Raw genomic sequence first — 15,696 nt, 5'->3', positions numbered from 1 at the left:
CTCCCCCATATCAAGTCTCCTTATTACAGTAATATGCAGGGCGTTCACCTAATGTTATTTTTTAATAAGCTTGTTCATTACTTCATATAGCTTATTTGCTGCATCTGGAATACCAAGTTGCTTAGTAGCCAGTTTCATATTTTGTAATGTTTGTGTATCCAATAAAATCTCATCAATGTCACGAATAAGCGTTTCAGATGTTAAATCTTTTTCAAGTAGCATTTTAGCTGCTCCTTTATCAACAACTGATCGTGCATTTTTTTCTTGATGGTTATTTGTTACGTACGGACTTGGAATTAATACACTCGGCTTTCCTAACGCTGTTAATTCTGCAAGCGTTGTAGCCCCTGCCCTTGAAACAACAAGATCTACACCCGTCAGTACCTCTGGCATATTATGAATAAAAGGTTTAATAATAACATTATTCGGATTCCCTTTTTGTTTCACGGCTTCCATAACTTTATCATAATGTACTTCGCCTGTTACATATAATACTTCGTAACTTTTATTCCCAAATTGTTCAATCGCTTCTACAAAAGCATCGTTAATCGGTCTAGCCCCGCGGCTCCCACCAAAAATAAGCACGGATTTTTTAGAAAGGGATAGTCCTACCGAACGTTTTCCTTTCATTCCATTTTGGTCCATTACTTCTGATGCACGTGGATTACCTGTCATAACCACTTTTGACTGTGGAAAATGTTCTGCAGCTGCTTCAAAACAAACTGCAACTTTATCGACATAACGACTTAAAAATTTATTCGTTACACCAGGTACACTATTTTGTTCATGGACAATAGTCGGAATACCTAATTTAGCCGCAGCATATACAACTGGCCCACATACGTATCCACCCGTACCAATCACAATATCAGGGTTAAAACGACGAATATATCGTTTACTATCTTGAACACCTTTTAGGAAACGCATCACTGTTTTTACATTATCAAGAGATATTTTTCGTTTAAATCCACTTATAACAATAGATTGGAACGGAATACCCGCTTTCGGTACGATGGTACTCTCTAATCCATTCTCTGTACCAATGTATAAAAATCTTGCTTCAGGATTTAGTTTTTTTATTTCTCTAATTAAAGCAAGAGCTGGATAAATATGTCCTCCAGTACCCCCACCACTTACTAATACTCGCACTACTGATTCCTCCACTTCCCTGTTCTTATTCAATCGTATTTATTTCTATATACATATTGTATTTTCACACACACACGAAAAACCCTGTCTTTTAAACAGGGTTTAATAGCGAGAATGGCGACTTATATTCAATAATACACCTACTGCCATTAACATTAAGGTCAAACTTGATCCACCATAACTTAAAAATGGCAAAGTAATACCGGTAACAGGCATCAGTCCTGTTACAACACCAACATTAATCATTACTTGAATCGCAATCATCGCCACAATACCTACTGCTAAAAACGTACCATATAAATCTGGCGCTCCTAATGCTATACGAATCCCACGCCATAATAATAGACTAAATAATAATAACACAAATGAACCACCAATAAAACCTAATTCCTCGGATAAGATTGCAAATATAAAGTCTGTTTGTGGTTCAGGTAAATAAAGAAATTTTTGTCTACTTTGTCCAAGTCCAAGCCCAAATAAACCACCAGGTCCAATTGCGAGTAACGATTGGATAATTTGAAATCCACTTCCAAGCGGATCCGACCACGGATCTAAATATGATGTGATGCGTTTCATTCGATATGGCGCTGATGCAATTAACCCTACAAATCCCGCTGCACCAAGCAAACCAAACATTGCAAAGTGAAAGACCCTTGCTCCCGAAATAAATATCATAATAATACATGTCCCAATCATTACCGTTCCCGTACCAAGATCTGGCTGTAACATAATTATCCCAAAAGCAAGAAATACAAAACTAAGAGCCGGTAGTAAACCTCGTTTAAAAGATGTAATTAATTTTTGTCGTTCCGCTAAAAATTTTGCTAAGAAAATAATCATCGCGAATTTCATAAACTCTGACGGTTGGATAGAAAATGCCCCGATTCCAATCCAACTTCGCGCCCCTCCACGAACGAGACCTACTCCAGGAATAAGAACGAGAATAAGAAGAACGAAACAAACTAGTAAAATTACTTTTGAATACGTACGCCATACCCAATAATCAATTTTCATCAGAAAAAACATAGCTACTACCCCAAGACTTGCAAATAACAATTGTCTTTTTGCAAAAAAGAATGAATCCCCCATTTTATAAGAGGCCCAAACCGCACTCGCACTATAAACCATAATCATTCCGATTGTTAACAACGCAAGTGTAACGATGATGAGAATAAAATCAGGCGTTTTCTTCATTACCCATGAACACCACCTCTTTGGGCAGAACCTTTTGCCCTATGTAACAAAACATCAGTAGGTGTTAGCCTACTGATGTTTTGATTTACTTTATATAAGTTTATGCACAGCTTGTATAAAAATGTCTCCTCTTTCTTCAAATGTTTTAAATTGATCCCAGCTTGCACATGCTGGTGAAAGAAGAATAACATCACCATCGGTAGAATGAGCATAAGCCTTCACTACTGCATCATCTAAAGTTTCGACACTTTCAATTACATCTAATCCTGCTTTTTCTGCCGCTCTTACTAATTTTGGTGCAGTTTGTCCAAATGTCACAATCGCTTTGACATGTTTAAAATATGGAATTAAATCATCAAATTCATTACCACGATCAAGTCCACCAGCCAATAATACAATCGGTTGTGTAAATGCAGATAATGCTTTTTCTGTCGCTAGCATATTCGTCGCTTTTGAATCATTATAAAATTTACGATTATTAATCGTTGTTACATATTCTAAGCGATGTTTTACACCTGTAAAACTTTTTAACACAGCAGTAATTGCTTCATTAGAAACACCTAGTAATTTAGCAATACTCATTGCTGCTAAAATATTTTCTAAATTGTGCTTACCAGGTAAAACAATATCACTTACTTTAACTACTTTTTCGCCTTTAAAATAAAGAGCGTTATCTTTTATATACGCACCATCTTCAATTTCTTTCGTCGTCGAAAATAATACTTTCTGTCCTTTACTATATGCCGATAACGCCATGACATCTGCATCATCTGCGTTAATTATACTATAATCTGCTTCAGTTTGGTTTTTGAAAATATTCGCTTTCGCCAAACCATACTCTTTCTTCGTCCCGTGATAATCTAAATGCGCTTCAAATAAATTTAAAAAGGCTGCAATTTTTGGTTGGAACGATTCCACTCCCATCAATTGAAACGATGAAAGTTCCGTAACGACAACTTCATTTTCCTTCGCCAATTGTGCAACTTCACAAGCTACAGTACCTATATTCCCCGCAATAACTGGGTGCTTTTGTCCTTCTTTTAACATTTCAAACGTTAACATTGTCGTTGTTGTTTTACCGTTAGATCCCGTAATCCCAACAAACGGTGCTGCTGAAATGGAATATGCTAATTCAACCTCAGTTACAATTGGAATTTGTTTTTCTTTCGCCGCCACTAAGAGTGGATTAGAATATGGAATTCCTGGATTCTTTACGACAAGTGAAATGTTTCTCTCCAGCAATTCTAATGGATGCCCACCACACACAACATCCATTCCTTCCGCTTGTAACTCAGCTGCAAGCACATTACCCGCTAATGGTTTCCCATCATTTACAATGACGTTTGCCCCTAATTTTTTTAATAAAGTAGCTGCTGCATAACCACTTTTAGCAATACCTAATACAAGAACATTTTTATTTTGATATTCAGTTACAGTTTTCAATTACATCCACACCCCGATATAAATTCCTAGCACAGCTAATAAAAATCCTACAGACCAAAACGTTACAACAACGCGCCACTCTGACCAACCACATAATTCATAATGATGATGTAATGGACTCATTTTAAAGACACGCTTTCCTGTTGTTTTGAACGAAATAACTTGGATAATAACAGATAACGTTTCCGCTACGAATACACCGCCAATAATAACGAGTAACAATTCTTGTTTTAACAAAATCGCTACAGCTGCGATAGCACCACCTAAAGCTAGAGAACCTGTATCCCCCATAAATACTTTCGCTGGATTCGCATTGAATACTAAAAATCCAAGTACAGCTCCTACAACTGCCATACAGAAAATCGCTACCCCAAATTGTTCTTGAGCTACAGCAATAATACTAAATGCTCCGAATGCAATAGCAGCTGTTCCTGATAATAAACCATCTAAACCATCTGTTAAATTAACCGCATTTGATCCACCAATAAGCATAAATAATACGAGAACAAAATACGCCCAGCCTAATTCAAATTTAACATCAGTTCCCGGAATCATGATATAAGTGTGAAATGCTTGCCCTTTTCCAATTAAAAAGAACGCAATAGCAATTACAAGCTGACCAATCAATTTTTGTTTTGATGTTAAACCAAGATTTCTTTTCTTTACTACTTTTATGTAGTCATCTAAAAATCCGATTAATCCGTACCCAAATGTAACTAATAATAACAATGATACTTCTGCACCTAAATTGTTAAATTTAATCGCCATAATAAGCGTAGTCACCATCATAGATACATATATGACAATACCACCCATCGTTGGTGTCCCTGATTTCTTTTGGTGTGACTTCGGTCCTTCGTCACGAATACTCTGTCCGAACTTTAACTTTCTTAAAAATGGAATAAATAATGGCGAAAGGGCAACAGAAATTAAGAATGCTACCCCAGCCGTTACTAATAAACCTTGTTCAAGCACATGTAGTCCTCCTCTCATGCTGTTACACTTCGTTGTTTAAACGCTCCGTGATTGCTTCTTTAGCAACTTCACGATCGTCAAAATGATGAACTTCTTTACCAATAATTTGATACGTTTCATGCCCTTTACCAGCAATAATAATAATATCTTCTGCTTTTACTTTCGAGATAGCGGAACGTATCGCTTCTTTTCGATCGACAATTACTTCATAATTATTCCCATTCACATCATTTACCATATCATCTAAAATGGCCTTCGGATCTTCACTTCTTGGATTATCTGATGTATAAATTGCGTGAGTTGCATATTCGGTTGCGACACTTGCCATTATTGGTCTTTTCGTTCTATCTCTATCACCACCGCAACCAACGATACAATATACATCGCCTTTTGCAAACTGTTTTGCTGTTTTTAGTACGTTCTCTAAGCTATCAGGTGTATGCGCATAGTCGACAATAACTGTGTAATTTTGTCCACCATCAACAACTTCAAAACGTCCAGGAACGCCAGCAAGCTCTTTAATTACATCAATAATTGTTTGTAAGCTCACTCCTGAAACAAGACCTGCTGCTGTAGCAGCTAACACGTTGTATACATTAAACTTACCAATTAATTTCATCGTAACATTTACAGTTTCATACGGTGTTACAAGTGTAAATGTTGTACCGCCACTCGTCATTACGATATCTCGTGCCATAATGTCGCTTGCAACATCTATACCGTATGTTACAACAGTAGCTGCTGTACTTCTCATATACTCTTCTGCTACTGGATCATCACTGTTTAATATAGCGTATTTTTCACGATTATGATGATAACTATTGCCAAGCTGTGCGAAAAGCAACCCTTTCGCATGTTTATATTCTTCCATCGTTTTATGATAGTCTAAATGATCTTGTGTTAAATTCGTAAATACTGCAACATCATAATCGCACCCGTGTACACGGCCAAGATCTAAAGCATGAGACGAAACTTCCATTACTGTGCTATCCACACCTTGTTCAACCATTTTTGAAAATGTCTGTTGAAGTGTTAGTGCATCTGGTGTTGTATTTTTCACCTCAAATGTTTCATCACCGATTTTCATATTAATCGTTCCAATTAGCCCTGTTTTATGACCATGTGCGCGCATAATTTCATCCATAATATGCGATGTTGTTGTCTTTCCATTTGTACCTGTAATACCGATTAAATGTAACTTGTGTGTTGGTTGGCCATAAAAATAATCAGCTAAAACCGCTAGCGAACGAAAAGTATTTTTCACAAGTACAACTGGAACGTCAACATCAATTGGTCTTTCCGCAACAATAGCAGCCGCTCCTTGTGCGGCTGCTTGCTTAGCAAAGTCATGGCTATCAACCGTATATCCTTTCATACATATAAATAAGCTTCCCTCTTTCACTTTACGTGAATCCGCTTCAATAGATGTTATTTCTGGATTTTCTGTTGGAACAACTGGAAAATCATGCAAACATGATACAAGTGTATGCAACTTCATTTCACTAAACCCTCTCTACATTGTTTATTTATCTCTTATTTTAGCAAGTAACACGTTACCTCCTAGTTATATAAAAATAGGAGGTAAGTGCTACTATAGTCTAATCAATAGATTTATTTATTAATGAGACACTTATCGTCTCAAGTAAAGCAATTTTTCTATAAAGAACTCACTTCCACCAATTGTACCATAAAACACAATCAGTTACCTTTAATTCCCGAAGTAAATTCTAACTTTTGAACCCTCTTTTACTTTAGCTCCTGCTTCTGGTGATTGTTTAATTACTTTCCCACCATCACCACTTATATCAAGCTTCAAGTCTACAAGTTGCGTTTGTAAATCTTTCTTTTTCATACCAATTAAATTCGGAACTTCCACAGTTGGTGTATCGCCCCATTTATATTCTTTCTCAACTTGCTCTTTTCTCGGTTCCACTCCCATTACAGGAAGTGCGTCACGAAGAATATTCCCAACAATAGGTGCTGCTACAACTCCACCAAATTGAGTGACTCCTTTTGGATTATCCACTGCTACATAAACAACAATTTGCGGATCGTCAGCTGGAGCAAAACCGATAAATGATACAATATAGTTATTATCTAAATATTTTCCATCTTTCACCTTTTGAGCAGTTCCAGTTTTTCCACCTACACGATATCCATCAATATAAGCCCCTTTACCCGAACCTTTCGCTACAACATTCTCTAATGCGTAACGAACTTTCTCTGAAGTTTCCTTGGAAATAACTTCCCTTTTCGCAACAGGTGTCTTTTTGCTGACAACTTGATTATTCTTCGGATCAATAAATTCCTTCGCTATATATGGCTGATACAAAGTTCCACCATTTACAGCGGCCGCTACAGCTGCTACTTGTTGAATCGGTGTAACAGAAACACCTTGCCCAAATGAAGTCGTCGCTTGCTCGACTGGACCAACTTTATCTAAATTAAATAAAATCCCGCTACCTTCACCTTGCAAATCAATTCCGGTCTTCTGTCCAAACCCGAAATTGCGAATGTATTTAAACAATCGATCTTTACCAAGACGATCACCGAGTTCAATAAATCCTGGGTTACAAGAGTTTTGAACTACCTCTAAAAACGTTTGGCTACCATGGCCGCCAGCTTTCCAACACCGCAATCTAGCTCCACCAACTTCAGCTGCCCCATCATCATAAAATGTATCTTTCTCTAAGTCTACTAAATTTTCATTCAAGGCTGCAGCTAATGTAATAATCTTAAATGTTGACCCCGGCTCATACGTACTCCATACAGGTAAGTTTCTGTTATATACTTCCGGAGAAACACTTTGGAAATCTGCTGGATCAAAACTTGGTCGACTTGACATACCTAAAATTTCACCATTTTTCGGATTCATTGCAATTGCTATCATACCGTCAGGATTATACGTTGATTCCGCAATATTCATTTCTCTTTCCATAATCCTCGTAATGCGTGAATCAATTGTTAATCCTAAATTCAAGCCGGCTTCTGGTTTTTTGAAATCATCTCCAACGTTAGGCATTCTCTGTCCTTTCGCGTCTGCAAAAAATCGCACATGACCTTTATCACCATTTAGCTCTTTATCATAATATTTCTCTAGTCCCATAAGCCCTTGATTATCACTGCCCGCAAATCCTAATACGTGTGATAAAAAATTACCGAATGGATAGTACCGGATAGAATCCTCTGCGATGTACACACCCTTTAAACTTAATCCGCGTACTTCTTTCGCTTTGTCATGCGATATTTTCCTTCCGCCTTTATCAAGCCTTACAATCGATTCTTTTTTTGTAATCCGCTTATAAACATCATCTTTTTCCACACCTAATACTGCAGCTAACTTCTCTGCAGTCTCTGCTGGTTTTTCAATTTGCCTCGGCACAACAAAGACGGTCGGTGCACTTTTATTCGTAGCAAGCTCCACACCATTTCGATCTAAAATTTTCCCTCGCTCTGGTTCAAAAGTAATATTACGACTCCATGAATCCTTCGCACGATCCGTTAACATATTTCCAAGAAAAAATTGCACATATCCAAGACGAATATCGATAATGGTAAAAATGAGTATACCCGATATAAGTATAAAAATAAGTCGTTTTCTAACTGTTACATTTGATACACGCATATTGGAACAAGCCTCCCTTACGCCTAGCTTGTTCCAATATATGCTTGTACTTATTTAATTAGAACTTCTTCCCTATTACCATTATGGCTTTTCTGCTTCTTGCTGCGGTTCAAGTGGTGGTACGAGTGTTACACCTAATTCTGTACCAGGTTGCAACAATGTCCCTTCCGCTACACTTTGCTCAGTTACATATCCTGTACCAGAAGGTTTTAAGTTAAGCTTTAATGTTTTTGCTAAATTCATAACATCACGCAGTGCCCATCCCTGTATATTTGGCATTGTAGGTTTATCTCCTACTAAGAAGACTCGATCACCCTTTAATGTTTGTTCAGTTGCTTTTGGCACTTGCTGCTGCACTTTACCTTCACCTAATACGATTGGACGAAGTTTTGCTTTATCAATTGTTTTTTTCGCTTCTTCCATCGTTTTTCCGGTTACATCTGGAACGACAGTTTGTTGTTCTTTCACATATTTTTTCGGGTCTTTTACTTCATTCGGCTTAATCTTTAAATACTCTAAGCTATTTTTCGTTACATATTTAAAGATATCTGCTAAAGGTTTAGCCCCGTTTTCATCATCTTTTAATTTTGGTTGTTTAACGGACACATACACAACAAGTTGCGGATCGTCCATCGGTGCCATACCTAAGAATGAGAATATATAATTCTCTCTTCCCGTCATATAGCCACCTTTCCCGTCAGGAATTTGTGCTGTACCTGTTTTCCCCCCGACTGAATACCCATCAACTTTATATGCAGTTCCTGTTCCTTTCGGTGATGTAACAACACGTTCTAGTAATTGCCTTACTTGCGCTGCTGTCTCTTTGGAAACAGGTTTTCCTACTTCTTCTGGCTTATGCTCTAGCTGTACTTTACCTGTTATTGGATCCACAATTTTATCAATTGTATAAGGTTTCATCATTTTCCCATCATTTGCAATCGCTGTTGCAGCTTGTACAAGTTGAATTGGTGTAACTGTAGAACCTTGTCCAAACGCTGTTGTTACTTGTTGTATTTGTTGATCAAATAAAATTGTATTTGACCCTTCACCAGATAAATCAATGTTTGTTTTTTCATCTAATCCAAAACTGTGAATATATTTTCGAAAACGCTCTGGACCAAGTTTTTGATCCCCTAAAATTGCGAACGCTACGTTTGAAGATCGCTCTACCCCTTCATCAAAAGTAATAGAACCCCATCCGGCGCCGCCGTTATGATCTTTTATTTTGCGATTACCAACTTGATATGTACCAGACTGATAAAAGTCTTGCCCATTGTATACACCTTCATTAATGGCCGCCGCTAATGTGAAAATTTTCATTGTTGATCCCGGTTCAAACGCATTTGCAATGGCGTCGTTGAAGAAATATTTAATTTGACGATCATTAGGATCATAACTAGGTTTACTAGACATCGCTAATATTTTCCCTGTCTTCGGATCCGCAACAATCCCTATTAAATTTTCTGGTTCATAATGTTTACTCGCTTCTTTCATTGCGTCTTCTAAATAACTTTGAATACGTTGATCAAGCGTTAAATACACATTATCTCCATTTTTAGGTGCCTTTACATTCACTTTCCCGCCGTCAAGAGATACTCCTTTACGGTCACCTGTATAAGCTACCTCACCATTAGAAGCACCTAAATATTTATCCAAACTCTTTTCTAAGCCAAATTGACCGACTGAGATTCCATTTTCATCAGGTTTCGCATGACCTATGACGTAAGATGCAAAATCACCGTTTGGATACACTCTCGCATTTTCGGTAATAAAAGATATTCCCGGCAATTTCAATGCTTCTATTTGTTCTTTCTTTTCTTTCGTCAAGTCCTTACCCAATGTTCCAAATTCCACTTGACTTTTGCCTTCTTTATTTAAAGTAGCTAAAATTTTATCTTCATCTTTTCCGAGTACTCCTGCGATTTTCTTTGCAGTATCCTCTTTATCCTTAACGGCGTTAGCCCCTTTTAACTCGGCTACAAGTTTATAAGAATTTGCATCTTGCGCTAGGACATGACCATTTTGATCATAAATTGTTCCTCGATTCGCTTCGAGAACTCCCTTTTTACTATGTTTCTGCTCAGCAAGTTTTTTCAAATCATGATTGTCCACTGTTCCTGTTACTTGTATGTAAAAAAATCGGGCTAATAACAGCAAAAAGAGCAGGAGGAAAAATATCATAAAATAACCTGCTCCCTTATTGGTATGAAATTTGGTCATATTTCTCTTCATCTTTTCTTCACACCTATTTGCCTTACTTTAGGCCTTTCACATTATTCGCATTAATTTCTAGCCCGTGTTTTTTTGCAACTTCAGCGATACGTTCATAACGACTTAACTTCTCTACTTCAGCCTGCAATTCTTGATTTTCCTTTTGTTTTTTCACAATTTGTTCTTCTATCGTCGCTGCTTCTACATTAACTTGATATAGACCCGCTTTATTCCCAATAAAAGCTACACAAGCATATAATAAAAATCCAATAAACGTTACGTACAATAGCTTTTCAATTCTTGTAATTTTCGTTTTAACTTTTGGCTTAACCATCTGCTGTGGCGGCGCTTGAATTTGTACCTCTTCTTGCGCCTGTTGTTTATACTTTACAGCTAAATTAGTCATACCTCTCTCTCCTTTTTATCGTTTTTCAGCGATTCTCAACTTCGCAGAACGCGCTCGATTATTTTCTTCTAATTCAATGTCAGAAGGTAAAATCGGTTTCCTTGTAATAAGCTTTAATTTCGGCTTAAATTCATCCGGAATAATCGGTAGTCCCTGTGGTAATTGCGGCGTTGTGCTATTTCGCTTAAACGTCGTTTTACAAATACGATCTTCTAAAGAATGGAATGTTATAACACTAACTCTTCCACCAGGCTTGACCATATCAATTGCAGATTCCAACGCTTCTTCAAATACTTTTAATTCATCATTTACAGCAATACGAATCGCTTGAAATACTCGCTTCGCAGGATGTCCACCTGTTCTACGTGCCGGAGCTGGAATACCTTCTTTAATTAATTCCACTAATTCTCCTGTCGTTTCAATAGCCTTATTCTCGCGATAAGCTTCAATTTTCCTTGTTATTTGCTTTGAAAATTTTTCTTCTCCGTATTGGAAGAAAATTCTTACGAGTTGTTCATATGACCAGCTGTTCACAACATCATATGCTGTTAATGGGGCATCTTGATCCATCCGCATATCTAACGGTGCATCATGATGATAACTAAAGCCACGCTCTGGTGTATCTAATTGTGGGGATGAAACACCTAAATCGAATAAAATCCCGTCTACTTCTGTGATACCTAATTCATGTAGTTTTTCAGATAAATAACGGAAGTTGCTCTTCACTGTTACAAATTGTTCACCATAAGAAGAAAATTTTTCCTTCGCATTTTGAATCGCTATTTCATCTTGATCAAATGCTATTAACTTTCCACCATCTGTTAGCTGAGATAATAAATAAGAACTATGTCCTCCTCCACCCAGTGTACAATCTACATATGTACCACTCGGTTTTATATCTAAGCCATCTACTGTTTCTTTCAAAAGTACTGTTACGTGTTTGAACATTGCTGCACCTACTCTTTTTCCAATTAATTATGTTAAATACATTTCTCACTCTACAAACACAATTTACTACTAGAGGATGAAATGCTACTAAAGAACGACTCATTTAACTTCCAACAAGGTAGTACGCTATACAAATCGCTATTTTATTTTATTATATACTAAATTTTATCATTTTTTGCGGGAATTTAAACAAAAACCTGTCGAAAAAGATATTAATCCGTTTACATTTTGTGCTATTTTGTCATATATATATACCCGATACATAGCGATTCATTACATTAACATAAGATGGATAATTCAGAAATATTTCACTTCACAGTTAATTCAACAGAATAAAAATAAAATCCTGCTCAAAAGAGCAAGATTCTATAGTTTTATTACATGATGTTTTCCATCCCACGAAAAAGATTGTTCCATTACCCGGTCAACAAAATCAAGGCCGAACTGATTTAAATAATAACACACATTCCACACACGTTCTTGCGGTGCTCCTAATGGACGAAGCGCGAATTGTAAACGGCGGAATTTATTCAGTTGAACCTCATGTTTCTTCTCAACATTTCTTTTCAACATTTTTTCTAACAGTTCAATTTGCTCATTAATTTTCAGTTCATTTTTCCCCGCAAACTCATTTAACCCTGGATCTATTTTTTTCACGAATTGTTGTAATGATGTATGAATATCCATTATTTCTTTTTTCGCTTCTATAAATCGCTCGTCTATCGGTTCCTCTATTTGATTAGAAAGCCAATTGTCACGCAGATTATCTATATTATTTAGAAACGGATCAATTTCTTGCAAATCTAAATCATATAAATCTGTCGCTATATCTCGCTCCATATAAGTAATTGTAAGCCGCGGAACAACAGGTGGCATTTGGAAACCTACCGTATGAAACACTTGTTGCAATTCACTCCAATAAGCTAACTCCCCTGGACCGCCAATAAACGCTAACGTAGGAAACACATATTCTTGCATAAGAGGGCGCGTTACAACATTATTACTAAAACGTTCTGGACTTCTTTCCATCTCTTCCATCAATTCTTCATACGAAAATGAATGCACTCCATCTTTTCCAATAAACTTCCCTTGATTCTCTTCAAGCAATACTCGCTCATTATCAATTTCCATAAATATATGCACTGCATTTGTCTTCGTTTCAATAATCGGTTTAAATCCTAATTCCTTAAGTACTTCCTGTTGATTACGAAGCCCTACTTGAATTTCTTTATATTTACTTATAATTTGTTGTAAAAACGGCACTTCTAGTTTTCTTAATGCAGGATGATGTGAATCTACAAGAATTAAACCAGAATTTGCGAATATTTTCGTAATAAGGTGCGCAAAGAAATCTACATATGTATGCGATTTACCTAAAGCATCATCAACAAATTGTAATACATCCTTTGTAAAATTCGTTTCCGGATATGTTTTAAAAATCTCTTCGACCCATTTTCTACAGTCTTCAATAGAAAACTCAGACTCAGAAGCACTCGCCTTTTTCGGATAACGATCATGAAAAATGGTCTTTTTTATTTTTTTATTTTTCGTTACAAATGTATGATTAATTTCATCCATATCATGGTCTTCACCAGCAATCCAAAAGACAGGAACAACCCGAACCCCTAAGCTCTCTTCTTTTTCTTTTGCAAGCTGTAAAATTGAAATGATCTTATGAACTGTATAAAGCGGACCAGTTAATAACCCAGCTTGTTGTCCAGCTATAACTACATATGTATTTTCATCTTCAAGCGCTTTTATATTTTGAATTGTAAATTCTCCCGCTTGCAATTGTGTATTATATTCTAATAAATGCGTTACTAAATCTTGACGGAAAAACTCTCTCTCACGTAAATCATGTAAACGCTGTTTAAAAGCATCCTCTGTTAACAGATAATCAAAACATGACTGTATCTCTTTTTTACCGTTCATATAGTCCGCTACAACACCTTGTAGTGGAACAGAGATTTCTTTTATCTCCATATAATTCTTCCTTTCGTATCCTGTTCTCTCACCAACCCACATTGTATTCAATGTTTCACGTAAAAGCAAAGAAAAACACTTATAATTCCATTCCTTTTATTGCATTGAACAAAAATCGAAGTGTCGGAACAGATTGTTGTTGTTCCTTAGCTTCTTCTAATACATATCCAACAATCGCGTTAACTTCCGTTTGTCTATTCGCTCTTACATCCGCTAACATAGATGAAGTGTTATGGGATGTTTTTTCACATACTTGGCATACCATTTTCCATAGCATTTCCTTATCTTCTTCTTTAACAAGAAATGCAACTTCCTGAAATACTTGCTCCATCATTTGATAAAAAAGCGGGTTTGAAATTAACTCCCCGTTCTCAACCCGCAATAATGCCGTCAACGGATTAATACATACATTGACTACTAATTTATTACGCATAATCCCCTTCCAATCATCTTCTATCTGAATCGGAAAATAATCAAAAGGAAAACAATTAAATACCTTTTTAAAACAACTAGATTGACCACGCACTACACCAAACTTTGTAACACCTATTCCAGTATGACGAACTGTATGTCCATCCTCTTTTTTTGCACCATGCTCCACAATCCCGACTGCTATACGTTCATTTCCTATTTTTCGCATAACGTGAAGATGTGACATTCCATTTTGCAAAAAGATTAATGACGATTCTCCCTGCACAAAAGGTAATATATCAGTTACATGATATTGCTTTACAGCAATAAATATATAATCTAACTGTTTATCCAGCATACTTTCTATCGGTAAAATAGATGGAAATACCGTTTCACGTTCTCCATTCCTAATACAAGTTACACCCGTTAAGTTTAATTCTTCTGCTTGCTTATCGTTTCTTGTAAACAACGTAACATCTTGATTACTTTTTTGTAAATAAAATGTATATAGGAGACCAATAGCTCCCGGTCCAACAATTCCAATTTTCATCTTCACACAAAGAACTCATATTAACAAGTGATATAAGTTCCCTTGCCTTTCCCCCTTTATATCTTATTAAATTACAATTACATAGTTGAGGATTCAATTACCTTTTAACAAATGCAACCTCTTCTTTCACTACGTATATACTACCTATATACATAGTTCTATTCTTAGTTTAGCAAATCCTCAAAAAAATAATGAAAGAAATATTCTATCTTCTTCATAAAAATTTAAAAATGAGTTATAATATTATTATAAATATTTTAACTTTTCTGCATTCAACAAGATAAGAAAAGGACGTGATGTAATGGGATTCCCAAAAGTTGAACGCTTGCTCATCAATTATAAAACATTAGATGAATTTAAAAAATTTAAAGGGTGCGGAGCTCAAGAACTATCCATGTTGGAAGAATTACAAGCAAACATTATTGAAAATGATAGTGAGTCTCCATTTTACGGTATTTATTATGGTGGATCGCTAATCGCACGTATGAGTCTATATATGAAAAGGAACGGCGGGGAACCATTTGAAATTACAGGTACTTACCTAGAACTTTATAAACTTGAAGTATTGCCGACTTTTCAAAAACAAGGATTCGGACAAATGCTTGTTAATTATGCGAAACAACTACAATTCCCAATTAAAACGATAGCACGTATCCAGTCATCTGGTTTTTGGGATAAATTAAGTTTCCAGCCAGTATCAGTAACTGATGGTGATTTTTATATTTGGCATCCAGAAACAAATTCGAATGCGATTACAAACGAAGAATCTGCATAAGAAACAAAAAAAACAGCTGTTACGCA

General features: G+C 36.3%; 12 protein-coding genes. 1 reads left to right on the top strand and 11 read right to left on the bottom strand.

Translation table 11 applies throughout. From position 1 onward, the window contains the following. Nucleotides 1-54: 54 nt before the first annotated feature. The 11 genes from murG to panE form a co-directional block, all read right to left on the bottom strand. Nucleotides 55-1,149, bottom strand: a complete 1,095-nt coding sequence (murG, locus tag JFU20_RS22910) for an undecaprenyldiphospho-muramoylpentapeptide beta-N-acetylglucosaminyltransferase (protein ID WP_002088269.1) — start codon at nucleotides 1,147-1,149, stop codon at nucleotides 55-57. A gap of 102 nt (nucleotides 1,150-1,251) precedes the next feature. Then, entirely contained in the window at nucleotides 1,252-2,343 is a 1,092-nt protein-coding gene (spoVE, locus tag JFU20_RS22905; protein WP_002014736.1) for a stage V sporulation protein E, read from the bottom strand. Nucleotides 2,344-2,433: 90 nt separating this feature from the next. Beyond that, nucleotides 2,434-3,786: a UDP-N-acetylmuramoyl-L-alanine--D-glutamate ligase gene (gene murD / locus JFU20_RS22900; RefSeq protein WP_002014737.1), complete on the bottom strand. Its 1,353-nt coding sequence runs from the start codon at nucleotides 3,784-3,786 to the stop codon at nucleotides 2,434-2,436. Further along, nucleotides 3,787-4,761 carry a phospho-N-acetylmuramoyl-pentapeptide-transferase gene (gene mraY, locus JFU20_RS22895; protein WP_002014738.1) on the bottom strand — a complete coding sequence of 325 codons (975 nt, stop codon included), beginning with the start codon at nucleotides 4,759-4,761 and terminating at the stop codon, nucleotides 3,787-3,789. Between the two features lie 22 nt (nucleotides 4,762-4,783). Beyond that, nucleotides 4,784-6,259 (bottom strand): UDP-N-acetylmuramoyl-L-alanyl-D-glutamate--2,6-diaminopimelate ligase, encoded by a 1,476-nt coding sequence (gene murE / locus JFU20_RS22890; RefSeq protein ID WP_002014740.1) that lies wholly within the window; start codon nucleotides 6,257-6,259, stop codon nucleotides 4,784-4,786. A 210-nt stretch (nucleotides 6,260-6,469) separates the two neighbouring features. Beyond that, entirely contained in the window at nucleotides 6,470-8,386 is a 1,917-nt protein-coding gene (locus tag JFU20_RS22885; RefSeq protein WP_002014741.1) for a stage V sporulation protein D, read from the bottom strand. Nucleotides 8,387-8,467: 81 nt separating this feature from the next. Next, entirely contained in the window at nucleotides 8,468-10,618 is a 2,151-nt protein-coding gene (locus JFU20_RS22880) for a penicillin-binding protein (RefSeq protein WP_087943010.1), read from the bottom strand. Nucleotides 10,619-10,640: 22 nt separating this feature from the next. Continuing rightward, a complete protein-coding gene (ftsL, locus tag JFU20_RS22875; protein ID WP_002014745.1) occupies nucleotides 10,641-11,003 on the bottom strand; it encodes a cell division protein FtsL in 363 nt (120 codons plus the stop codon). Nucleotides 11,004-11,018: 15 nt separating this feature from the next. Next, a complete protein-coding gene (gene rsmH / locus JFU20_RS22870) occupies nucleotides 11,019-11,951 on the bottom strand; it encodes a 16S rRNA (cytosine(1402)-N(4))-methyltransferase RsmH (RefSeq protein ID WP_002014746.1) in 933 nt (310 codons plus the stop codon). A gap of 366 nt (nucleotides 11,952-12,317) precedes the next feature. After that, complete coding sequence (gene bshC / locus JFU20_RS22865) at nucleotides 12,318-13,934, bottom strand: bacillithiol biosynthesis cysteine-adding enzyme BshC (protein ID WP_201038910.1); 1,617 nt, start codon at nucleotides 13,932-13,934, stop codon at nucleotides 12,318-12,320. Between the two features lie 79 nt (nucleotides 13,935-14,013). Further along, entirely contained in the window at nucleotides 14,014-14,901 is an 888-nt protein-coding gene (gene panE / locus JFU20_RS22860; RefSeq protein ID WP_002165143.1) for a 2-dehydropantoate 2-reductase, read from the bottom strand. Between the two features lie 295 nt (nucleotides 14,902-15,196). Here panE and JFU20_RS22855 point away from each other — a divergent pair, with 295 nt between their 5' ends. Next, nucleotides 15,197-15,670: an N-acetyltransferase gene (locus JFU20_RS22855; RefSeq protein WP_002014751.1), complete on the top strand. Its 474-nt coding sequence runs from the start codon at nucleotides 15,197-15,199 to the stop codon at nucleotides 15,668-15,670. Nucleotides 15,671-15,696: the final 26 nt, after the last annotated feature.

The sequence above is a fragment of the Bacillus sp. TH30 genome (genome assembly GCF_016650875.1).
GTDB lineage: Bacteria > Bacillota > Bacilli > Bacillales > Bacillaceae_G > Bacillus_A > Bacillus_A mycoides.
Note: the sequence above shows the minus strand (reverse complement) of the source record. Positions and strands in the feature narration are given on the sequence as shown.

What these genes read in the sequence shown, in the direction of transcription:
- spoVE (WP_002014736.1), bottom strand. Translation starts at nt 2,343, where the DNA reads ATGAAGAAAACGCCTGATTTTATTCTCATCATCGTTACACTTGCGTTG.
- murE (WP_002014740.1), bottom strand. Translation starts at nt 6,259, where the DNA reads ATGAAGTTGCATACACTTGTATCATGTTTGCATGATTTTCCAGTTGTT.
- JFU20_RS22885 (WP_002014741.1), bottom strand. Translation starts at nt 8,386, where the DNA reads ATGCGTGTATCAAATGTAACAGTTAGAAAACGACTTATTTTTATACTT.
- JFU20_RS22880 (WP_087943010.1), bottom strand. Translation starts at nt 10,618, where the DNA reads ATGAAGAGAAATATGACCAAATTTCATACCAATAAGGGAGCAGGTTAT.
- ftsL (WP_002014745.1), bottom strand. Translation starts at nt 11,003, where the DNA reads ATGACTAATTTAGCTGTAAAGTATAAACAACAGGCGCAAGAAGAGGTA.
- rsmH (WP_002014746.1), bottom strand. Translation starts at nt 11,951, where the DNA reads ATGTTCAAACACGTAACAGTACTTTTGAAAGAAACAGTAGATGGCTTA.
- bshC (WP_201038910.1), bottom strand. Translation starts at nt 13,934, where the DNA reads ATGGAGATAAAAGAAATCTCTGTTCCACTACAAGGTGTTGTAGCGGAC.
- JFU20_RS22855 (WP_002014751.1), top strand. Translation starts at nt 15,197, where the DNA reads ATGGGATTCCCAAAAGTTGAACGCTTGCTCATCAATTATAAAACATTA.